General features: G+C 61.1%; 19 protein-coding genes. 10 read left to right on the top strand and 9 right to left on the bottom strand.

The annotated features are described in order from the left end of the window. Positions 1 to 16 precede the first annotated feature (16 nt). The gene (locus AB8B29_RS12010) at positions 17 to 895 is read left to right on the top strand and encodes a choline kinase family protein (RefSeq protein ID WP_092573329.1); all 879 of its coding nucleotides are present in this window, start codon (positions 17 to 19) and stop codon (positions 893 to 895) included. Between the two features lie 9 nt (positions 896 to 904). Continuing rightward, positions 905 to 3,352: an FAD-dependent oxidoreductase gene (locus AB8B29_RS12005; protein WP_113118444.1), complete on the top strand. Its 2,448-nt coding sequence runs from the start codon at positions 905 to 907 to the stop codon at positions 3,350 to 3,352. A gap of 79 nt (positions 3,353 to 3,431) precedes the next feature. On the opposite strand, the gene AB8B29_RS12000 is transcribed toward AB8B29_RS12005, so the two are convergent. Further along, the gene (locus AB8B29_RS12000; RefSeq protein WP_113118445.1) at positions 3,432 to 4,688 is read right to left on the bottom strand and encodes an MFS transporter; all 1,257 of its coding nucleotides are present in this window, start codon (positions 4,686 to 4,688) and stop codon (positions 3,432 to 3,434) included. Between the two features lie 258 nt (positions 4,689 to 4,946). Between AB8B29_RS12000 and AB8B29_RS11995 the strand changes: the two genes are divergently transcribed. The 4 genes from AB8B29_RS11995 to AB8B29_RS11980 all read left to right on the top strand — a co-directional run bounded on the left by AB8B29_RS11995 (position 4,947) and on the right by AB8B29_RS11980 (position 8,347). After that, positions 4,947 to 5,822 carry a LysR substrate-binding domain-containing protein gene (locus tag AB8B29_RS11995; protein ID WP_037195282.1) on the top strand — a complete coding sequence of 292 codons (876 nt, stop codon included), beginning with the start codon at positions 4,947 to 4,949 and terminating at the stop codon, positions 5,820 to 5,822. 122 nt (positions 5,823 to 5,944) lie between these two features. Next, on the top strand, positions 5,945 to 6,646 hold the full coding sequence (gene ung, locus AB8B29_RS11990) for a uracil-DNA glycosylase (protein ID WP_037195280.1): 702 nt from the start codon (positions 5,945 to 5,947) through the stop codon (positions 6,644 to 6,646). A gap of 143 nt (positions 6,647 to 6,789) precedes the next feature. Beyond that, the gene (locus tag AB8B29_RS11985; RefSeq protein ID WP_037195278.1) at positions 6,790 to 7,722 is read left to right on the top strand and encodes a VOC family protein; all 933 of its coding nucleotides are present in this window, start codon (positions 6,790 to 6,792) and stop codon (positions 7,720 to 7,722) included. Between the two features lie 13 nt (positions 7,723 to 7,735). Beyond that, positions 7,736 to 8,347, top strand: coding sequence for an alpha/beta hydrolase (locus AB8B29_RS11980; protein WP_037195276.1), 612 nt, complete (start codon positions 7,736 to 7,738; stop codon positions 8,345 to 8,347). Between the two features lie 33 nt (positions 8,348 to 8,380). Here the strand turns inward: AB8B29_RS11980 and AB8B29_RS11975 are convergent, their stop codons facing one another. Further along, positions 8,381 to 8,806, bottom strand: coding sequence for a hypothetical protein (locus AB8B29_RS11975; RefSeq protein WP_439006545.1), 426 nt, complete (start codon positions 8,804 to 8,806; stop codon positions 8,381 to 8,383). Between the two features lie 244 nt (positions 8,807 to 9,050). Between AB8B29_RS11975 and AB8B29_RS11970 the strand changes: the two genes are divergently transcribed. The 3 genes from AB8B29_RS11970 to AB8B29_RS11960 all read left to right on the top strand — a co-directional run bounded on the left by AB8B29_RS11970 (position 9,051) and on the right by AB8B29_RS11960 (position 11,196). Continuing rightward, the gene (locus AB8B29_RS11970; RefSeq protein WP_202032697.1) at positions 9,051 to 9,950 is read left to right on the top strand and encodes a DMT family transporter; all 900 of its coding nucleotides are present in this window, start codon (positions 9,051 to 9,053) and stop codon (positions 9,948 to 9,950) included. Positions 9,951 to 10,011: 61 nt separating this feature from the next. Further along, positions 10,012 to 10,401 carry a RidA family protein gene (locus tag AB8B29_RS11965; protein ID WP_037195272.1) on the top strand — a complete coding sequence of 130 codons (390 nt, stop codon included), beginning with the start codon at positions 10,012 to 10,014 and terminating at the stop codon, positions 10,399 to 10,401. 66 nt (positions 10,402 to 10,467) lie between these two features. Beyond that, on the top strand, positions 10,468 to 11,196 hold the full coding sequence (locus tag AB8B29_RS11960; protein ID WP_037195270.1) for a class I SAM-dependent methyltransferase: 729 nt from the start codon (positions 10,468 to 10,470) through the stop codon (positions 11,194 to 11,196). A gap of 10 nt (positions 11,197 to 11,206) precedes the next feature. On the opposite strand, the gene AB8B29_RS11955 is transcribed toward AB8B29_RS11960, so the two are convergent. From AB8B29_RS11955 to AB8B29_RS11930, 6 genes are all read right to left on the bottom strand, one after another. Beyond that, positions 11,207 to 11,788, bottom strand: a complete 582-nt coding sequence (locus AB8B29_RS11955) for an NAD(P)H-dependent oxidoreductase (RefSeq protein WP_037195268.1) — start codon at positions 11,786 to 11,788, stop codon at positions 11,207 to 11,209. Next, positions 11,785 to 13,194, bottom strand: coding sequence for an FAD-binding oxidoreductase (locus AB8B29_RS11950; protein ID WP_037195266.1), 1,410 nt, complete (start codon positions 13,192 to 13,194; stop codon positions 11,785 to 11,787). Before AB8B29_RS11950 ends, AB8B29_RS11955 begins: the two co-directional genes overlap by 4 nt. Before the next feature lies 1 nt (position 13,195). Further along, a complete protein-coding gene (locus tag AB8B29_RS11945) occupies positions 13,196 to 14,509 on the bottom strand; it encodes a cytosine deaminase (RefSeq protein WP_037195264.1) in 1,314 nt (437 codons plus the stop codon). Beyond that, positions 14,509 to 15,375 carry an ABC transporter permease gene (locus tag AB8B29_RS11940; RefSeq protein WP_037195262.1) on the bottom strand — a complete coding sequence of 289 codons (867 nt, stop codon included), beginning with the start codon at positions 15,373 to 15,375 and terminating at the stop codon, positions 14,509 to 14,511. The genes AB8B29_RS11945 and AB8B29_RS11940 overlap by 1 nt, the downstream gene beginning before the upstream one ends. Then, the gene (locus tag AB8B29_RS11935; protein WP_037195260.1) at positions 15,375 to 16,199 is read right to left on the bottom strand and encodes an ABC transporter ATP-binding protein; all 825 of its coding nucleotides are present in this window, start codon (positions 16,197 to 16,199) and stop codon (positions 15,375 to 15,377) included. Before AB8B29_RS11935 ends, AB8B29_RS11940 begins: the two co-directional genes overlap by 1 nt. Before the next feature lie 148 nt (positions 16,200 to 16,347). Continuing rightward, on the bottom strand, positions 16,348 to 17,364 hold the full coding sequence (locus tag AB8B29_RS11930; RefSeq protein ID WP_037195258.1) for an ABC transporter substrate-binding protein: 1,017 nt from the start codon (positions 17,362 to 17,364) through the stop codon (positions 16,348 to 16,350). Positions 17,365 to 17,548: 184 nt separating this feature from the next. On the opposite strand from AB8B29_RS11930, the gene AB8B29_RS11925 reads away from it, so the two are divergent. Continuing rightward, on the top strand, positions 17,549 to 18,517 hold the full coding sequence (locus tag AB8B29_RS11925; protein WP_047638791.1) for a LysR substrate-binding domain-containing protein: 969 nt from the start codon (positions 17,549 to 17,551) through the stop codon (positions 18,515 to 18,517). On the opposite strand, the gene AB8B29_RS11920 is transcribed toward AB8B29_RS11925, so the two are convergent. Beyond that, a complete protein-coding gene (locus AB8B29_RS11920) occupies positions 18,505 to 19,302 on the bottom strand; it encodes a creatininase family protein (protein WP_037195256.1) in 798 nt (265 codons plus the stop codon). The genes AB8B29_RS11925 and AB8B29_RS11920 overlap by 13 nt on opposite strands. Positions 19,303 to 19,542 lie beyond the last annotated feature (240 nt).

Genomic DNA, 19,542 nt, shown 5'->3' with positions numbered 1-19,542 from the left:
CAACGTCGGAGGGGGGATGATCGCAACGGCTGAAGACAAGATACAGTCTCTTGGCATTTGGCACGGGCCGATCGATATCGCCCCGCTCGTCGGCGGCATCACCAATCGCAATTATCTGGTCAGCGACAGCGGCCGGCGCTTCGTCGTCAGGCTTGGCTCCGATATTCCCATTCACCATATCAGCCGCGTCCACGAGGTGGCTGCGAGCCGGGCAGCGCATGCGGCCGGTCTTTCGCCGGCCGTCATCCACCATGAGCCCGGCATATTGGTGCTGGATTATATCGATGCAAAGCCGCTCTCTGCCGACGGTGTCCGCGATCCCGCGATGTTGGCGCGCGTCGTGCGTCTCGTCCGTTCCTGCCATCGCGATGTCGCCGGGCATTTTCGCGGGCCGCCCGCGATCTTCTGGGTCTTTCATGTGGTCAGGGATTATGCGGCCGCACTCGATGCCGGCGGTAGCCGGCACAAGCCGTTGCTGCCGTCCTTTCTCGATATAGCGCAACGGCTCGAACAGGCGGCCGGCCCTTTCGACATCGCCTTCGGCCATAACGACCTGCTGGCCGCGAATTTTCTCGATGATGGCAAGCGGCTTTGGCTGATCGACTGGGACTATGCCGGCTTCAACACGCCGCTCTTCGATCTTGGCGGCCTAGCCTCCAACAACGAATTCTCCGAAGCGCAGGAGAGCGTCATGCTGGAAACCTATTTCGAAGCGCCGATAAATGACGATCTGCGCCGGCGCTACCAGGCGATGAAATGCGCTTCGCTCCTGCGCGAGACGATGTGGAGCATGGTTTCGGAAATCCATTCCGATATCGATTTCGACTATTCTTCCTACACAAACGAAAATCTGCGGCGGTTCGAGAGCGCCTGGCAGAGTTTTCGGAATTCTTGAGGTGAAGCAATGAAGGAACTGCCGAACACTGCAAAGACCGTCGTCATCGGCGGCGGCATCATCGGCTGCTCGACGGCCTATCATCTCGGCAAGCTCGGCTTCACCGATACCGTGCTGCTGGAGCGCAAGAAGCTGACGTCGGGCACCACGTTTCACGCCGCCGGCCTTGTCGGCCAGTTGCGCACCAGCGCCAATATCACCCAGATGCTCGGCTACTCCGTCGATCTCTACAAGAAGCTTGAGGCCGAGACCGGGCTTGCCACCGGGTGGAAGATGAATGGCGGGTTGCGTCTCGCCTGTAACGAGGAACGCTGGACCGAGGTCAAGCGGCAGGCGACGACGGCGCAATCCTTCGGCCTGCAGATGCATCTGCTGACGCCCAAGGAGGCTTTCGATCTCTGGCCGTTGATGGATATCGACGATCTCGTCGGCGCCGCCTTCCTGCCGACCGACGGTCAGGCCAATCCTTCCGATATCACCCAGGCGCTGGCGAAAGGCGCCCGCATGAGCGGCGTCTCGATCTTCGAGGATACCGAGGTTCTGGATCTCGAGATCGACAAGGGCCGGATCCGCGCCGTCATTACCGAGAGGGGCCGCATCAAATGCGAGCGCGTCGTCGTTTGCGCCGGGCAGTGGACGCGGACGTTTGCCGGTCGCTTCGGCGTCAATGTGCCGCTCGTCTCCGTCGAGCATCAATATCTGATCACCGAGTCCTTCGGCGTGCCCTCCAACCTGCCGACGCTGCGCGACCCGGACAGGCTGACCTACTACAAGGAAGAGGTCGGCGGGCTGGTCATGGGTGGCTATGAGCCCAACCCGATCCCCTGGGCGCTTGATGGTATTCCCAAAGATTTCCACTACACGCTGCTCGACAGCAATTTCGATCATTTCGAGCAGATCATGGAGCAGGCGCTGGTGCGCGTGCCGGCCCTGCAGACGGCCGGCGTCAAGCAGCTGCTCTGCGGCCCCGAGAGCTTTACGCCCGATGGCAACTTCATCCTCGGCGAGGCGCCGGAGCTGAAAAACTTCTTCGTCGGCGCCGGCTTCAACGCCTTCGGCATCGCCTCTGCCGGCGGCGCGGGCATGGCGCTCGCCGAATGGGTGGTAAAGGGCGAGCCGCCCTACGATCTCTGGCCGGTCGATATCCGCCGCTTCGGCCGCCCGCATTTCGACACAGACTGGGTACGCACGCGCACGCTGGAAGCCTATGGCAAGCACTACACCATGGCCTGGCCCTTCGAGGAGCATTCCAGCGGCCGACCCTGCCGCAAGTCGCCGCTCTATGATCGCCTGAAGGCGCAGGGCGCCTGTTTCGGCGAAAAGCTCGGCTGGGAGCGGCCGAACTGGTTTGCCGATCTCTTTACGGGCGAGGAGCCGAAGGACGTCTACACCTATGGCCGTCAGAACTGGTTCGATGCCGTCGGTCGTGAGCATAAGGCGGTTCGCGAGGCCGCCGTCATCTTCGACCAGACGTCTTTTGCCAAGTTCGTGTTGAAAGGCCGGGATGCTGAGGCGGCGATCTCGTGGATCGCCTCCAACGACGTCGCCAAGCCTGCGGGCGCGCTGACCTATACGCAGATGCTGAACGATCGGGGCGGCATCGAGTGCGATGTCACCATTGGTCGTATTGCCGAGAACGAGTTCTACATCACGACGGGCACCGGCTTCGCCACGCATGATTTCGACTGGATTGCCCGAAATATTCCAGCCGACCTGCATGCCGAACTGGTGGATGTGACCTCCGCCTATTCCGTGTCGTCGCTGATGGGGCCGAAATCGCGCGAGATATTACAGACTGTCACATCGGACGATGTTTCGAACGCCACTTTCCCCTTTGGCAGGGTGAAGACGATCGGTATTGCCGGCTGCCCGGTGCGGGCGCTGCGCATCACCTATGTCGGCGAACTCGGCTATGAGCTGCATGTGCCGGTGGAATATGCCGGCACTGTCTATGACGTGCTGATGGCGGCCGGCCGCGAGCATGGCCTCATCAATGCCGGCTATCGCGCCATCGAAAGCTGCCGGCTGGAAAAGGGCTATCGTGCCTGGGGTTCCGATATCGGGCCGGATCATACGCCGATCGAGGCAGGGCTTGCCTGGGCTGTGAAGACGAAGAAGGATGTCGCATTCCGCGGCCGAGAGGCGATCGAGCGGCAACTGGCATCAGGCGTGAAGAAGATGCTTGCCTGCTTCGTGCCCGACGATCAGCAGACCGTGCTGCTCGGCCGAGAGACGATCTACCGCGACGGCCAGCGCGTTGGCTGGCTGTCGAGCGGCGGCTATGGCTACACGATCGGCAAGGCCATCGGCTATGGCTATGTCCGTGACCCCGGCGGGGTGACGGAGGATTTCGTGCTTTCCGGCCGCTATGAGCTGGATGTCGCGCAGCAGCGCGTGCCATGCCAGGTGTCGCTGAAGCCGCTTTATGATCCGCAGATGGTGCGGATCAAGGGGTGATTGCGGAGGGGAGGCGGTTGTGAGACAGGATCCAAGGGAACGGTGTCGTAAGCTGTCAGCCTGCTCCGAGACTATGACATCAGGTTTCAGCCCTTTGTGTTGTGTGGTCCATTCGGCGATGTAGCAGCAGAAGGCCAAGAAGCGTGCAGAAGGCAAAGATTGAGATCGCAAAGGCCAGCCATAGGGCGGCATGAGGACCGGCAGATGTCATGATGGCGGTGAACGCCGGTGGAGCGACGGCAAAGGAGAGATTGAGCGGCACGGCCAGCTGTGCCGATGCGCGAGCATAGGCACCGGCGGGGAAAATCTGGAGCGGCAGCGTCGCTCGGGTGACGGCGGTGATACCACTGGCAATTCCATAAAGCGTGGCGAAAAGCATGGCGCCGATGAAATTGTTGGTTAGGAGAAGAACGATGAAGCTCAGCGGAAACAGGGCAGAGGCGGCAACACCGGTGACGAAGCCTGACCATCGCCGGCCGCCGAGGACGTCGATCATGCGCCCCGCCCATCGAGCAATACCGATGAAGGCTGCGGCCGCCAGCGCACTGGCGTGATCGAGCCCCGCAGCCTCGAACAGAATGATGATGGTGAGGGCAAATCCCCAGGTTACGAAGCCGTTGGCGGCAAAGCTTGCGGCCAGCAGGACGAACCTCGGCCTGTCGATGGAAGCAGGCTCGGTCGTCGCCTTCGCAGCCGATTTTTCCGTGGGGCGGTGCGCAAGCATGGTCCAATGCAGTGGCATGCAGACAAGGAGCATGAGGGCGGCATAGACCAGCGTCGTCGTGCGCCATCCCCATTGAGCTTGCAGAAGGCCTGTCAGCGGCCAGACGATGGTTGATGTCAGCCCACCGGCAAGTATCAGCACGCCGAGCGCCTGGCGCGCTTTCTCGCCGGCGATCTCGGTCACCGCGATTTGCGCCGGTGTCGTTAACATGCTGGCACCGGCGAGCCCGAGAATGATCCACGACAGGACATAGGGTGCCGGACCATTGGCCAAGCCCATGACCAGCAGACCGGCTGCGCCCAGAAGCGACCCCCAAACCATAATCGGGCGGGCGCCGTGCCGCTCTAAGATGGCGCTCAGCGGCCAGGACACCATGGCCATCACGACAAGCATCACTGTCGGTCCCGCCATGACCATGGGCAGGGCCATGCCCAGTTCGCCGGCCATGGCAGGTCCTGTGACAGCAGGCAACCAGAACGTGGCGCCCCAGCCAATGAGCTGGGTCAGCGACAGGGCGGCAACAGCCCGGGCTGTGGGCGAGCGGAACGGTATCCCTGCAACTGGCGCGGAAAGCGCGATCAAATCGCGGCCGTGATGTCGAAGGGGAGTCATTAAAGACCTCTGAGTGCGAGTAGCTTTTTGTTTCTGTCAAGGAAACGACGAAGGACCGATGCTTCCGTCAGCAGACTTTGTCGATGTGAGGCCTAAAGAAAATAATGCTGCCCCAGCGACTACCCATGCGACGGCTTTGGTATCTGTGTAATTGGCGTGAGCACATCTCATTTTCCTGGGAGCCTTTTCGCCTTCGCTTGTGCTAGATTTTCGCGTGATGCTCAAACGAGGAATTTGAGGGGAGCCTGAGGAAAATTCATGCAGGAAAAGCATCGCGTCTCTCTCAACGCCATCAGGGTATTTGCAATCGTGGCGCGCACCGGAAGTCTGACGGCCGCGGGCGCTGAACTCGGTGTTACCTCCGGCGCGGTAAGCCACCAACTCAAAAAACTCGAAGACGAGCTTGGGGTGGGCTTCTTCCGCCGAGGAAATAACACCATTTCGCTGACCGACGTGGGACGGCGGTTCTATGAGGAGGTCGCGCCGGCGATCGGACTCATCGAGCGTTCGGCCGATGCCCTTTATCGCGACGAAAATGAAATCAGCGTCCACGCGACGACGTCGCTTGCGCTGCGTTGGCTCATCCCGTCACTGGATCGTTTTCGCGCCCTCTGCCCACAGGTCCGCGTTCGGGTGGAAACGAGTTCTGCGCGAGGTTTTCCAACCGTCCCGGACTCTGACGTCAGCATCCGTCATTTCCGGATAGGGGAGGCGGCCGAGGGATGGGAATTCCTTGCTCGCGACCTGCGCCGCCCGGTTGTTTCTCCGAGCCTGCTGGCAAGGGATGCCAGTCAGGAGATTGCCGTTCCGGACATACCGGCTCTTCAATGCTGTGTGGGAAACTGGGACTGGAAGCTCTGGTGCGAGACGTTTGATATTTCGCCAGCAGACCTTTCTCTCGCCCATGCATTCGACACGGACGACGCTGCTCTTCATGCCTGTGTTGCCGGTCTTGGGATGTTACTCGCACCGACAATTCTGACAGGCAGGGAAACGAAGTCGGGCGCGTTGGTGACGCTACCCGGATATGAGCCAGTGGAGACCGGAACATATCGTTACCAGCGCCGCTCGGAATCGAGAGCAGTCCGGCAATTCTGCGGCTGGATGGATACCGAAATGCGGAACCTCGAATGAAAGGCTTCCGTGCATGCGCCCTGAAAACTGTGATCTCCCCATCGCAGCATCCGCCATTTTCTTGACACGCCCTCGCTTTCATCCTCAATCGGCATGCTGACAACAGACGGAGGCGAGAGACGATGGCGGAAGCGGGTATCAAGCTGGAGGAAAGCTGGAAAGAGGCGCTGTCTCCGGAATTCGAAAGCCCCTACATGCAGCAGCTCAAATCCTTTCTTGTCGAGGAGAAGCAGCGTGGCAAGGTGATCTTTCCGCGCGGCAGCGAGTATTTCCGGGCGCTGGATCTGACGCCGCTCGATGAGGTGCAGGTCGTCATTCTCGGGCAGGACCCCTATCACGGCAGCGGTCAGGCGCATGGGCTCTGCTTCAGCGTTCGCCCCGGCGTGCGCATTCCGCCGTCGCTTGTCAATATCTACAAGGAGCTCGAGACCGATCTCGGCATTCCGCCAGCGCGGCACGGCTTTCTGGAAAGCTGGGCGAAGCAGGGCGTGCTGCTGCTCAACAGCGTGCTGACGGTCGAGGAATCGCAGGCCGCCTCACATCAGGGCAAGGGCTGGGAGCGCTTTACCGATGCCGTGATCCGCAAGGTCAACGACGAATGCGATGCCGTCGTCTTCATGCTCTGGGGCTCCTATGCACAGAAGAAGGCGGCCTTTGTCGATACCGAACGCCATCTGGTGCTGAAGGCAGCCCACCCATCGCCGCTGTCTGCCCATAACGGTTTCCTCGGCTGCCGGCATTTTTCGAAGGCCAATGCCTATCTGGCTGAGAATGGTCGAGAGCCGATCGATTGGGCGCTGCCGAGCAATCCGGGCAATAGCTAAGCTCATATTGAACGACCTCTATCCGTCGTTCAACAATTGAAGACAATCCGTTTGGCACTTGGGGGCTATCGAAACAGGGCTTCCCGGACCATCTTCTGCCCATGAGAAACGCCTGCCGTCGCAGGCGAGACAAGGGGTTAGAGATGCTCAATCAGATCAAAGGTCTTCACCACGTTACTTCGATGGCTGGAGACGCCCGGACCAACAACAAGTTCTTCACCGATACGCTCGGCCTGCGCCGCGTTAAGAAAACGGTCAATTTCGATGCGCCCGATGTCTATCACCTCTACTATGGTGACGAGACCGGCGCGCCCGGCACGATCATGACCTACTTTCCGTTCCCGAAGATGGCACAGGGTCGCCCAGGCACCGGCGAAGTCGGCAACACCGTCTTCTCCGTTCCGGAAGGTGCGATCGGCTATTGGACCGACCGGCTGGGCAAGCAGGGTGTCGAAGGCTTGAAAGCCGACGAATCCTTCGGTCAGAAGCGCCTGCATTTCGCCGGCCCGGATGGCGATGGCTTCGCTCTCGTCGAAGTCAAGGATGACAGCCGTCAGCCCTGGACCCATGGCGGGGTCGATGCCGAGCATGCCATCAGGGGTTTCCATTCCGTCGCCATGCGGCTGCGGGACGAGGGCGCCACGGCCGAACTGTTGAAATATATGGGTTACGAGGTCGTCGATACGCATGAGGGCGTCAAGCGCCTCGCCATGCCTGGCGGCAACGGTGCCGACTATGTCGACCTTGAAACCATGCCGAATATCAACCGTGCGCTTCCGGGCGCGGGTTCCGTCCACCACGTCGCCTTTGCCGTCGAGAACCGCGCAAAGCAGCTTGAGGTGCGCAAGGCGCTGATGGATACGGGGTACCAGGTCACGCCTGTTATCGACCGCGACTACTTCTGGGCGATCTATTTCCGCACGCCGGGCGGCGTGCTGTTCGAAGTTGCCACCAACGAACCCGGCTTCAACCGTGACGAGGATACGGCCCATCTCGGCGAGGCTCTGAAACTGCCTGAGCAGCATGCGCATCTGCGCGCCTTGATCGAGCAGCACCTCGAACCGCTGGAAGGCTAATTGGGAGAGGATCATGACGGATACGACCTATGTGCACCGGCTGAAGGCCGGTGCACCCGGAAAACCCATTCTTTTCACCTTTCACGGCACTGGCGGTGACGAGAACCAGTTCTTCGATTTCGGTGCCCGCTTGCTGCCCGAGGCGACCATCGTGTCGCCGCGCGGCGATGTCTCGGAACATGGTGCGGCGCGCTTCTTCCGCCGGACGGGCGAAGGTGTCTACGATATGGCGGACCTTGCTCGGGCAACGGACAAGATGGCGGCCTATGTCTCGGGCCTTGCGGCCGAATACGGCGCGTCGCAGGTGCTTGGTCTCGGTTTCTCCAACGGGGCCAATATCCTCGCCAACGTGCTGATCGAGCATGGCGATCTTTTCGACGCGGCCGTGCTCATGCATCCGCTGATTCCGTTCCAGCCGAAGGACAATGCCCGGCTGGAGGGCAGGCGTGTGCTGATCACCGCAGGCGAGCGGGATCCGATCTCGCCTGCGCCCGTGACCAAGGCTCTGGCCGATTATTTCGCGCGGCAGGAGGCTGAGACGACGCTCGAATGGCATCCCGGCGGCCACGACATCAGGCCGAACGAGATCGAGGCGATCCGCGTCTTCCTCACGCCTTACGCGTGAGTTTGAATGAGACCCCGGCCGCTCTGCGGCCGGCTATTTTCCGATCAGGCGCAGCATTGCCTTCGCCTGGGATGCGGCCGCAAGTTTTCCGTTCTCGTCGATATAATCGGTTCCACAGAAACGGTCGAGATTCATCGCATCGGTGCTGTCGGCCTCAGCATGTCTCGCATCGGCAATGACGATGCGCCAGGCGCAGCCGAGCATCTTGTCGGGCTGAATTGCCTCATCGCAGCCGGTACTCAGGCACAATGCGACATGTTTCTGGGCTCGATATCCGCCCGCAATGGCCTCGTCATAGTCGGCCTTCCACGTATCGCGCGTGTATTGGCAACGGGCCGGATTGCTGCGCTGGCTGCATTGCACCGTCGTATCGACATAGGTCTGCGCCGGCGGCCAAAGAGGACCATCGGCCAGGCAGACGCAGCCGCATGCGAACAAGGTGGCTGACAGCAAGCGCAATTGATTCTCCCTGAACCGAAACCCATGCGGACCGTAAAGCGGCAGAGAATATCTGCAAGATGAATGTGATCGGGTCCGTGTTCAAGACGACATCGACCATCCGCCACTCAACTGACGGGATCTGGCGTGGCCTTCCTGCAACCCTCACAATCTTCCGGCATCCGCGACATGGAGCGGCGCAAGCTTTGCTTGTGGGTATCATCGCCGCTCGCTAATGATCTGCCGCTAAGGGACGGGGGAGTTGATGGTGACGCTGGCGGAACAGCAGCAATACAGGCTGGGCGTGACCTATGTGGCGCTTTCGGCGCTGGCCTGGTCGACCTCCGGTCTCTTCGTGCGGGCGATCCATGCGGACTTCATGACCATCCTCTTCTGTCGTGGAATAGTCTCAGGCCTGGGCGTATTCACGCTGTTTTTCTACATCGAACGCCGCAACGCCTGGCGCATCCTGCGCTCTATGCGCGGCCCTTCGCTGGCGGCGACGATCTTTTCCACGGCGTCCATGATAAGCGGTATCGGCTCGATCTATTATACCTCGGTTGCCGATGCCATGGTCATCTACGCGACCGTGCCCTTTGTTACCGCGGGCGTTGCCTTTCTCTTCATCGGCGAGCGTCCGAACATGCGGACGCTGGTTGCCAGCGGCATCGCCTTCATCGGCGTCCTCGTCATGCTTTCGGGACATGCGAGCGACGTGGGCAGCTGGCTCGGCAAGGTTCTCGCGGGCGTCATGACACTGACGGTCGCCGGTCTCGCCGTTGTCATGCGTCAGCATCGCAATGTGCCGATGCTGCCGGCCATGGCTTTGTCGGCCTGGCTGTGCTCCTTCATTACCTTCTGGTTCGCTTCGCCGCTTGCGCTGTCGGGACAGGATCTCGGCCTGATCATCGCTTTCGGCATCATTCAGAATGCAATGGGCCTCAGCCTTTACACATTCGGCTCGCGGCTGGTTCCGGCCTCGGATGCCGCCCTGCTGACGGCGCTCGAAGTGCCGCTGACGCCGCTCTGGGTCTGGATGGCCTTTGCCGAGCGCCCGTCGACGGCGACGTTGATCGGCGGCCCGATCGTGCTGGCTGCACTCTTCGGTCATATCCTGTTGGAGGTCCGTCGAAATCGGGTGGTTACTTCAGCACAAGCGCATTGAACGGCTTGTCGGCTTGGCCTCAAAATGCTGAAATCGGTCCGATCACGAGGAATCGCTATCGATGAAGAAGGTATTCAACCCACCGTCTGTCCGACGCCCCTTCGGCAATTACAATCATGGCCTGCTGGTGCCGCCTGGCGCCAGTCTTCTTGTCACATCCGGCCAGCTCGGCATCGGCCTCGATGACCGAATCCCGCATGACGTTACCTCTCAGGCCGAGATGTGTTTCCAGGCAATCAAGGCCATTCTCGACGATGCAGGCATGAGCTTCGCCGACGTCATCCGCATCGCCGGTTTCGTCACCACACGCGAGGATTTCCCCGCCTATATGGCCGTGCGCGACCGCTATACGCTGGATCCGAAGCCGGTTTCGACGCTGCTGATCGTGGGCGGGTTTACCCGATCGGAGTTTCTGGTAGAGGTCGAGGTCACGGCAGCGAAGGTGATGTAACCTCAGCGCTTCCGGCTCCGGTGTTGGCGCTGTCGGATCGAACCTGCCGATCTTCGGGAGACTGGCATGACCCAGAATATCTACGACGATCCAGGCTTTTTCGAAGGTTATAGCCGGCTTCAGCGTTCGGTCGACGGGCTGGCTGGGGCTGCGGAGTGGCCGGCTATTCGCGCCTTGCTGCCGGATCTGCATGCCCTCGATGTCGTCGATCTCGGTTGCGGCTTCGGATGGTTCTGCCGATGGGCGGCCGAGCACGGCGCCGCCGGCGTGCTAGGGCTCGATGTGTCGGACAACATGCTTGCGCGTGCCCGCGCCGAGACGACGGATGCCCGCATTCGCTACGACAAGGCGGATCTGGAAAGGCTGCAGCTTCCGGCCGGCGGCTTCGATCTCGTCTATAGCTCGCTCGCCTTCCACTATATCAAGGATTTCGCCGGGCTTCTGATCAATATCCGTCAGGCGTTGAAGCCGGGCGGACGGCTGATCTTTTCCATCGAACATCCGATCTACATGGCACCGCGGCAGCCGGAATGGCTGGTCGGCGCGGATGGCGGCAAGGTTTGGCCGCTGAATGCCTATCAGATTGAGGGGCCGAGGGTGACGAACTGGCTCGCCGAAGGCGTTGTCAAGCAGCATCGCACCATGGGCACGACGCTCAACCTGCTGATAAAGTCAGGCTTCACTATTGCGCATGTCGAGGAGTGGTCGCCGAGCGATGCGGAACTTGCCTTGCATCCGGAGTGGGCGATCGAGCGCGAGCGGCCGATGTTCCTGCTGATCTCGACCCGGACCTGAGGCTGGAGCGTCAGAACCGCCCCATTTCCTGCTTCACCTTTTCAAGGAACCGCCCTCTCGTCTCGTCGGTCGAGCGGTTCATGTCGTAGTGGGCGAGGAAGACGACCGGGGCAAAGGGCTTGATCTGCGCCCGCAGGACACGCTTGACGATCTTCTTCGGCGGATTGCCGGCGATGAAGGCGCGGAAGGGATCGGCGCCATAGGTGAGCACCGCGCCGAGCTTGCGGATATGCTGCAGCTTGGAGCGCACCTTGCCGTCGACGAGCTCGAAGGAGACGCCGGGGAGCCAGACGCGGTCGAAATAGCCTTTCAGAATGGCCGGAAAGCCGAAGTTCCAGACCGGCGTGACGATGACAAGCGCTTCTGCGCGCTCCAGCCGTTCGACGTAGGGCTTCACCACCTCGGTATTGTCGGGATAGTCGTGATAGATCATGCGATCGCGGCGCGACAGCACGGGATCGAAGCCCTCGGCATAGAGGTTGCAGTCATCGACGTCGTGGCCGGCGGTCTTCAGGCTCTCGATGGTTTGCCGGTGCAGCGCCGCACCGAAGCTTTCCTCCACCGGATGCGAATGAAGGACGAGAACCTTCATGAGGCCTCCATCAGCGCCGCAAGGCCGGGGAAGAGGTAGTTCTTGCCTGACTTGAAGTCGAAATTCGGATCGTCCCAGGCGATCATCTTGCCGGGGTTGAGCAGGCCTTTCGGGTCGGTTTCCCGCTTGAAGGCGAGCTGGACGGCGTCCGTCTGCTTCATGCCGCCTTCCTCCAGCGTATAGCGATGCGGATTGAAGATCGGGCAGCCGTGATCCTGATGGATCTTGATGATCTCCTCGAGCCGGGCTTCGGAGGTGTAGCGCACCAGCGGCAGGCCGGAGCACTGGATCTGGCCGTCGAACTTGATGAATTCGAGATGGCCGGGCACCTCATCACCGAAGATTTCCACCATCTTCTGCACCTTGGCGACATGGTCCGGTCCCGGATACTGCACCTGCAGGTAGGTGATCGACGGATCGACCTTGATGGCGCGTAGCGTCGTATGGTTCCAGGCGAGTTCATAGGCGTGCGGGATGCCCTTCATGCTCTCCACCTTGTCGGAGCGGAAGGTGATCTCACCCTTCTGCTGGCTGGCGAAGGCGACGAAGGGATCCATCGAATGCGGCGCGATCATCAACGCCACGACCGACTGTCCCTCGCGGATATAGGGCTTGTGGCGGGTGAAGTATTCGTGCGGGATGGGTGCTGCGATCGGTGCGATTTCCTTGACCAGTATGCCGTTGCACTTGGCGAGAGCATCGGAGAAGCGCACGGCAGACATGAAGTCGTCATAGCCGACCAGCACGTCCACCCAGTCATAGGCGGGCGCCAGCGGCATTTCGATCTCGGTGATGATGCCGTTGGTGCCATAGGCATGGCTGACCTTGGTCAAATCCCAACCGGTCAGGTCGAGAACACGCGGTTCTGCTTCCATGGTGACGACGCGCAGGCGCAGGATATTGCCGAGATCGCGCAGCCCGCCCCAGGTGATGGAGCCGACGCCGCCGGAGCCGCCGGCGATGAAGCCGCCGATCGTCGCCGTCTGTGCGGTCGAGGGGTGGAAGCGCAGCTCCTGGCCGGAATGGGCCTTGGTCTGGCGGTCGAGTTCGGCGATGACGATGCCGGGTTCGCAGATGACGCGGCCGGTGTGGATTTCCTTGACCTTGTTCATGGCGGCGAGGTTGAGCACGATGCCGCCGGAGAGCGGCATGGCCTGGCCGTAATTGCCGGTGCCGGCGCCGCGCGGCGTTACGGGCACGTCATGCGCATAGGCGACCTTCAGCGTGCGGATCACCTCTTCCTCGGTCTTCGGCGTGACGACGAGGTCGGCGGTGACATTGTCGAGCTGCGCTTTCAGGATCGGCGAATACCAATAGAAGTCGCGGCTCTTCTGGCGCACGAGCGCCGGATTGTCTTCGACGGCGATGCCTTCAAGTTCCTTCTTGATGCGCTGATAATCCGGCATTTTACGCTCCAATGACGCTGTCGAGTTCACGATAGTCCGGCAGGCTCCGGTCGATCACCTTGCCTTTGCGAAGGACGACGCGGTCGGACTGTGGGCGGGAAAGGAATTCGCTCCAGCGCCGGGCGCTGAAGAGGACGAGATCGGCCGGGCCGCCGACGGCGATGCGGCCGATGTCCGGGCGACCAAGGATGCTGGCGGGAGAGGTGGTGACGACGCGCGCGGCCGTATCCAGCGGATGGTCGAGATGCAGGATGCGCACGGCTTCCCGGAACACCTCAACAGGGTCGAGATCGCCATAGGCATAGAAGGGATCGCGGGTATTGTCGGAGGAGACGGCTGTGGGTATGCCGGCCGCGGCAAGCTCGTGCAGCAGGGTGACGCCACGCCAGCGCGGTGTGCGACCCACATGGCGGTCCTGGAGATACATGTTGCACATCGGCAGGGAGACGATGGAAATCCCGGCCTTGGCGACGAGATCGATGGTGGCGCGGGCCACATCCTCGTCCTGGCGGGCGAGCGAGCAGCAATGCCCGGCGGTGACCTTGCCGGTGAAGCCATTGCGGAGCACGGCTTCGGCAATCGCCTTCAGCGTCAGCACCTCTCTGTCCTCGGTCTCGTCGACATGCAGATCGATGTCGAGGCCGTTGTCGGCAGAGGCGCGGATCAACTTGTCGAGCTGCGCATCGATGTCCGGGTTCATCTGCGTGACGCCACCCATCAGGCCGCCCGCATCGCGCACGACGCCGAGCAGATCCGCGAAGAAGGCATCGTCCACCATGCTGTCGAGCGGGAAGAGGGCGACAGCCTGCAGCGCGATCCTGTCTTTCCAGGCCTCGCGGACCGACGTGAAGACCTCGAAGGAAATGCGGTGCTGCGGCGCCAGCGAATCCAGGTGGGTGCGGATCAGGCCGGTGCCGTGGGCGTAGGCTGAGCGTAGCGAAAATTCCATGCGCTTGCGCACATCGTCGGCCGACCAGTTGGCTTCCCGGTCGGAGCGCACGGCATCGAGCGCGCCCATGAAGCTGCCGTCCGGATTGGAGCGTCGCTCCCATATATGGCCCTTGTCGAGATGGGTGTGCATGTCGACGAAGGTCGGCCAGATCATGCCTTCCTTCATATCGACCTTGGCATATTCAGGCGGCGCGGTGCCGGCCGGCAGGATATCCTTGATCAGGCCGTCCGCGACGACGATATCGGCCCTGACGAGCCCTTCGCTGGCGGGTGCGCGAAAGCCGGACAGCGTCACGGCGGGAACGGTGGCGTTGCTCAGCACGAAGCGGGCGGCATTCGGCGGAGACATGAAGGCGTGGGACATCAGTTCTCCCGCTTGAGGCTGCTCTCATGCCAGCGATGCAGGCTCAGCCATGAGATGAAGGAGGTGAAGGCGAAGATGGCGACGCCGAGCGCCGACAACAGCAGCAAGGCTGCAAAGAGGCGCGGCATGTTCTGGCGGTATTGCGCTTCGAGCAGGCGAAAAGCCAGGCCGGAATTCGGACCGCCGGAGCCGGCGGCAAATTCCGCGACGACGGATGCGATGAGCGACAGGCCGCCACCGATCCGGAGTCCCGTCATGAAATAGGGCTGGGCGGCCGGCAGCTTCAGATGCAGCAAGGCCTGCCAGCGCGAGGCCCCATAGAGATCGAAGAGATTGAGCAGATTGTGATCGACGCTCTTCAGCCCTTGCACCATGTTGGACAGGATCGGGAAGAAGGCGACGAGGAAACCGCAGATCAGCAGCGCCGACTCGCGGGTCGGCGCGTAGATCAGGATCAGCGGCGCGATCGCCACGATCGGCGTGACCTGCAGGATGACCGCCAGCGGATAGAAGGCGAGCTCGATCCAGCGCGACTGCACGAGGAAGATGGCAAAGCCGACGCCGCCGATGAGCGCCAGCACCAGCGATATGAAGGTGATCTGGGTGGTCACCCACAATGCCGGCCACAGGATGCCCCAGTCGGAGACGAGCGCCTTGGCGACGGCGATCGGGCTCGGCAGGATATATTGCGGGATGTCGGCGCCGACGACGAGGAGCTGCCAGAGGGCGACCAGGACGACGACGGTCAGCACCGGCACGGTGACGCCGAGGAGGCGCTCAGCGTTCCTTTTCCTGATTGCCGGCGCAGGCGGTGCCTCGGAGGCGTTGGTGGAAAGATCGGCGGGCAGGCTGGTGCTGTCGCTCATCAATGGGCCTCCGGCCAGCCGATGGCCTCGATCAGGGAGAGGGAGACTTTCTCGCAAACCTGCCGGTACTCTTCCGATGACCTGTAGAGAGGGTCGCGCTCGCCGCTGGTCACCAGTGGGAAATCCGTGTGGACACGGCCGGGACGGGCCTTCATGACGACGATGCGGTTGGAGAGATAGGCGGATTCATAAACGGAGTGGGTGACGAAGATGACGGTGATACCCGTTGTCTGCCAGAGGCGCAGGACGTCATCATTGAGCTTCTGGCGGGTGATTTCGTCGAGCGCAGCAAAGGGTTCGTCCATCAGCAGCAGCTTCGGCTTGGTGATCAGAGCGCGGGCGATCGAGACACGCATTTTCATGCCGCCGGATAATTCGCGCGGATAGGCCTCGGCGAAATCCTGAAGGCCGACCGTCGCCAAAGTCTCCATGATCTGCTCATACGCCGCCGCCTTCGAAACCCCCCGCAGCTTCAAGGGCAGATGGACATTGCCGAAGACCGTTTTCCAGGGGAGAAGCGTCGGTTCCTGGAAAACGAAGCTGATATCGCCGTCCGGAAGACCCTTGGCGTTGATGCGCGAACTCGGCCAGTCGATCCTGCCGCCTGAGGCGCCGCCGAGGCCGGCGATAATGCGCAACGCCGTCGACTTGCCGCAACCGGAGGGGCCGAGCAGGCTGATGAACTCGCCGCTCTCCACGTCGATCGACATGCCGGAAAGCGCCAGCGTGCCGTTGGAGAAGACCTTGGAGACCTGCTCCATGACAACAAGCGGCCGCTTGCGGGTCTCTGGTTTGGTAATCGTAGTGGCTTCAGACAGGGTCATGGTTCGGCTCTTTGTTGATCCACCCTCCCCTTGAGGGGAGTGTCGGAGCAAGGCTCCGGGGTGGGGTGATCCTACGGAATCTCGGAGCGTCACGCCCACCCGCCGCTTTGCGGCGACCTCCCCCCTCTCAAGGGGGAGGTGCTAAAACTTACTTCTTCAGGGCCATTCCAAATCCCTTGCAGACGAATTGCGGATCGAACGCCTTCTTGTAGTCGATGTCGGCATCGAAGACCTTGATCTGCACCATCTCGTCGAAAAACTTCTTGTAGTGCGCATCGGTAATGCAGCCGATGCCCTTGTCGAGCGCTTCACCGGACTCGACGATGCCGTATTCCTTCATCTTGGCGATGGAATAGGCGATCTGGCCGTCCGTCATGTCGGGATTGTCCTTCTTGATCAGATCGTTGGCCGCCTTGTTGTCACCGTAGAGATAGTTGTACCAGCCCTCGATCGAGGCGTTGACGAAGCGCTGCACCAGATCGGGGTTTTTCTGAACCAGGGAGGTCTGGGTCGTGATCATCGTCGAATAGGGCGAATAGCCGGCGTCGGCGATCAGGAAGACTTTCGGCTTCCAGCCGGTCTGCTTTTCGATCTCATAGGGCTCGGAGGTCAGATATCCCTGCTGGGCGGACTGCTTGTCGGCCAGGAACGGCGCCGGGCTGAAGTTGTAAGGCTTGAACTGCTCGTCCTTGAAGCCGGAATAGTTCGCCTTCATCCATTCGAAATAGGTGATGTAGCCGTCCTTGCTCATGAACAGCGTCGGCAGCTTGGCAAGATCCTCGAACTTCTCGACACCGGCATCCGGATGGGCGATCAGCACCTGCGGATCCTTCTGGAAGATCGCGGCGACGTCGACGACCGGGATGCCCTGCTTCACCGCGTCGATTTCCTGCTGTGGTCCGCCCATGTAGAAATCGATCTTGCCGGAAATCAGCAGCGCCGAGTTGGCGGCATTGGGGCCGCCCTGGACGATCGTCACGTCAAGACCGTATTTCTTGTAGGTCCCGTCGGCGACGGCTTGATAGAAGCCGCCATGTTCCGCCTGGGCGAGCCAGTTGGTGCCGTAGGTGACTTTGTCGAGAGCATTTGCGGGCTCTGCAGCGGCGATGGCGGCCGATAGGCCGATGACGGCGAGAAATGCTTTTGTCTTCAATGCCCTAAACATGGCTGACTGTTCCCCTTATCTGCCATGGGACGCCGCCAGTGACGCCCATTTTCTGCATTTGAGCGGTTGCGTTGCGCTTTGAAAAGCATCAAAATTCGTGCGCATTGATGCCTTTTAGGCATCTGTCCCTGGGTCTGTGCCTAAATTGTGCGGCCTGGGCAAAATTTATGCAATGGGGATGCGCATGCTGCACTCGAGACGGCTTCTTTACATCAACGAAATCGCCCGCTGCGGCTCGATCCGCAAAGCAGCGGCACGGCTCAACGTCGCTTCATCGGCGATCAACCGGCAGATTCTGGCGCTGGAGGAAGAAATGGGCGCTCCACTCTTCGAACGCCTGCCGCGCGGCCTGCGGCTGACGGCGGCCGGCGAGCTCTGCATCGAGCACATTCGCGACGTGTTGAAGAACTACGAGCGGCTGGAGGGACGCATCCGCAGCCTCAAGATGCAGCAGGCAGGCAAGGTCCGGATCGTGGCAACGGTCGGGCTGGCGTCAGGGCCGTTGCCAGAGATCATCGCGCGCTTTCTCGCCGAGCATCCGCGCGTCTTCATTCAGCTGCGCAACGATTCCGGCTCGACGACAATGGCGCCGGTGCTTTCGGGCGAAGTCGATATCGGCCTCGGCTTCAACATACCGGCGACGCCCGGCATCCGCTCGCTCGGCAATTTCGATATTCCGATCGGCGTCGTGCTGCCGCCCGGCCATCCCCTGATCGGGCCGGGGCCGATCAACCTCGCTGATGTCGTGGAGGAGCGCTTGCTGCTGGCGCAGCCGGGCACCAGCCTCAGGGACGTTATCAATCTGACGCTGGCGCGTCTCGCCGTGCAGGTCGAGCCGGTGCTGGAGAGCAATGCATCGGAAATGCTGAAGCAATTGGTCAAGTGCGGGGCAGGGCTGACGCTGCTCAATCCGCTCGACGTCATCACCGATTGTCGGCGCGGCGAACTGGTATTCCGGCCGATTGCCGAACCACATTCACGGTCTCAGCCCATGAAGCTCTTTGCCCGAACGCGTGCGCCGCTCGATGCCGCAACCAGCCTGTTCGTCGAATATCTGCTCGCCGAACTGGCCGGAATGGTCGAGGAATTGCAGGCGAAGGGGCATATCATCCTGCCCTCGGAACGCCGCCGCGGGGATGCTTATTTCGAATAAAGGTTGGAGAGCGGATAGTCGCGAAGATCGCGCAGCATCTCGACGAAGCCTGCGATCTGATGCCGGCAGATGAGCGCGCCCTTTTCCGCCGTGCCGTTGGCGGCATTGCCGACGACGCCGTTCGGGTTGAGGTCGTGCGCGATCCAGGCAAGCGAATGCGGCGGCAACGGCTGCAGATATTTGGAATGTTCCTTCATCCATTCCGCCTTGGAGGCGAAATTCTCAGCCTTGTCCATCCGCACGAGTTCGGGCCGGAAATGCAGCATGAGCGAGGTTTCGACATCGCCGCCGTGGATTCCGAAACGCTGTTCATGCTCGTCGATCATGCCATCCGGCGTGCCGAAGCGCGTCCATTGGGTGGCGACGACGGCCATCTGATGGCGCACGCGCAGCTCGCGCGCGACAATGCCCATGATATCGAGATTGCCGCCATGGGAATTGACGATCACCATCTTGCGAATGCCGGCTTCGGCGACTTTCGCGCCAATTGCAGTCCAGACCGGGATCAGCAGCTCCGCGCCGAGCGACAGCGTGCCGGGCCCGTAGATATGTTCGTTGGCCTTGCCGATTTCCTGCGTCGGCAGCACAAGGAAATCCAGATCGTCGGGGCGCTGAACCTTCAATTCCGCCAGCATGCCCTCGGCGATCGCGACATCAGTCGCAATCGGCAGATGCGGGCCATGCTGTTCAGTCGAGGCGATCGGCAGGATGGCGATCGTGGTATCGGGCGAGAGGCCGGCGAAATCATAGGTATTGAGTTCGTTCCAATAAAAGGGCTTTGCCATTTGCCATATCCTCTCGTCTGCATCTTGTGGCTAAACGGATACGGTAAGGATGATGGCGGTGGAAAGCATCAATTTGCGGGCGTGCCGCTGCCTTTTTGCGTGCACTTGCAATGCACGGCCATCGCAAGCCGCAAGTTTTGGCATTCCGCTTGCATGTAACAGGCGGAAATACCCCAGATGTCAGCGGGAGGGATTGCTTTTCCTATTGTTGATAGATTTTATAGAAAACTAATTGCTTAT

It is taken from the genome of Rhizobium sp. 11_C7_N12_5 (genome assembly GCF_051811145.1).
GTDB classification, from domain to species: Bacteria; Pseudomonadota; Alphaproteobacteria; order Rhizobiales; family Rhizobiaceae; genus Rhizobium; species Rhizobium lusitanum.
This window is presented reverse-complemented; position numbering and strand designations above follow the sequence as displayed.

What these genes read in the sequence shown, in the direction of transcription:
- AB8B29_RS12010 (WP_092573329.1), top strand. Translation starts at nt 17, where the DNA reads ATGATCGCAACGGCTGAAGACAAGATACAGTCTCTTGGCATTTGGCAC.
- AB8B29_RS12005 (WP_113118444.1), top strand. Translation starts at nt 905, where the DNA reads ATGAAGGAACTGCCGAACACTGCAAAGACCGTCGTCATCGGCGGCGGC.
- AB8B29_RS12000 (WP_113118445.1), bottom strand. Translation starts at nt 4,688, where the DNA reads ATGACTCCCCTTCGACATCACGGCCGCGATTTGATCGCGCTTTCCGCG.
- AB8B29_RS11995 (WP_037195282.1), top strand. Translation starts at nt 4,947, where the DNA reads ATGCAGGAAAAGCATCGCGTCTCTCTCAACGCCATCAGGGTATTTGCA.
- ung (WP_037195280.1), top strand. Translation starts at nt 5,945, where the DNA reads ATGGCGGAAGCGGGTATCAAGCTGGAGGAAAGCTGGAAAGAGGCGCTG.
- AB8B29_RS11985 (WP_037195278.1), top strand. Translation starts at nt 6,790, where the DNA reads ATGCTCAATCAGATCAAAGGTCTTCACCACGTTACTTCGATGGCTGGA.
- AB8B29_RS11980 (WP_037195276.1), top strand. Translation starts at nt 7,736, where the DNA reads ATGACGGATACGACCTATGTGCACCGGCTGAAGGCCGGTGCACCCGGA.
- AB8B29_RS11970 (WP_202032697.1), top strand. Translation starts at nt 9,051, where the DNA reads ATGGTGACGCTGGCGGAACAGCAGCAATACAGGCTGGGCGTGACCTAT.
- AB8B29_RS11965 (WP_037195272.1), top strand. Translation starts at nt 10,012, where the DNA reads ATGAAGAAGGTATTCAACCCACCGTCTGTCCGACGCCCCTTCGGCAAT.
- AB8B29_RS11960 (WP_037195270.1), top strand. Translation starts at nt 10,468, where the DNA reads ATGACCCAGAATATCTACGACGATCCAGGCTTTTTCGAAGGTTATAGC.
- AB8B29_RS11955 (WP_037195268.1), bottom strand. Translation starts at nt 11,788, where the DNA reads ATGAAGGTTCTCGTCCTTCATTCGCATCCGGTGGAGGAAAGCTTCGGT.
- AB8B29_RS11950 (WP_037195266.1), bottom strand. Translation starts at nt 13,194, where the DNA reads ATGCCGGATTATCAGCGCATCAAGAAGGAACTTGAAGGCATCGCCGTC.
- AB8B29_RS11945 (WP_037195264.1), bottom strand. Translation starts at nt 14,509, where the DNA reads ATGTCCCACGCCTTCATGTCTCCGCCGAATGCCGCCCGCTTCGTGCTG.
- AB8B29_RS11940 (WP_037195262.1), bottom strand. Translation starts at nt 15,375, where the DNA reads ATGAGCGACAGCACCAGCCTGCCCGCCGATCTTTCCACCAACGCCTCC.
- AB8B29_RS11935 (WP_037195260.1), bottom strand. Translation starts at nt 16,199, where the DNA reads ATGACCCTGTCTGAAGCCACTACGATTACCAAACCAGAGACCCGCAAG.
- AB8B29_RS11930 (WP_037195258.1), bottom strand. Translation starts at nt 17,364, where the DNA reads ATGTTTAGGGCATTGAAGACAAAAGCATTTCTCGCCGTCATCGGCCTA.
- AB8B29_RS11925 (WP_047638791.1), top strand. Translation starts at nt 17,549, where the DNA reads ATGCTGCACTCGAGACGGCTTCTTTACATCAACGAAATCGCCCGCTGC.
- AB8B29_RS11920 (WP_037195256.1), bottom strand. Translation starts at nt 19,302, where the DNA reads ATGGCAAAGCCCTTTTATTGGAACGAACTCAATACCTATGATTTCGCC.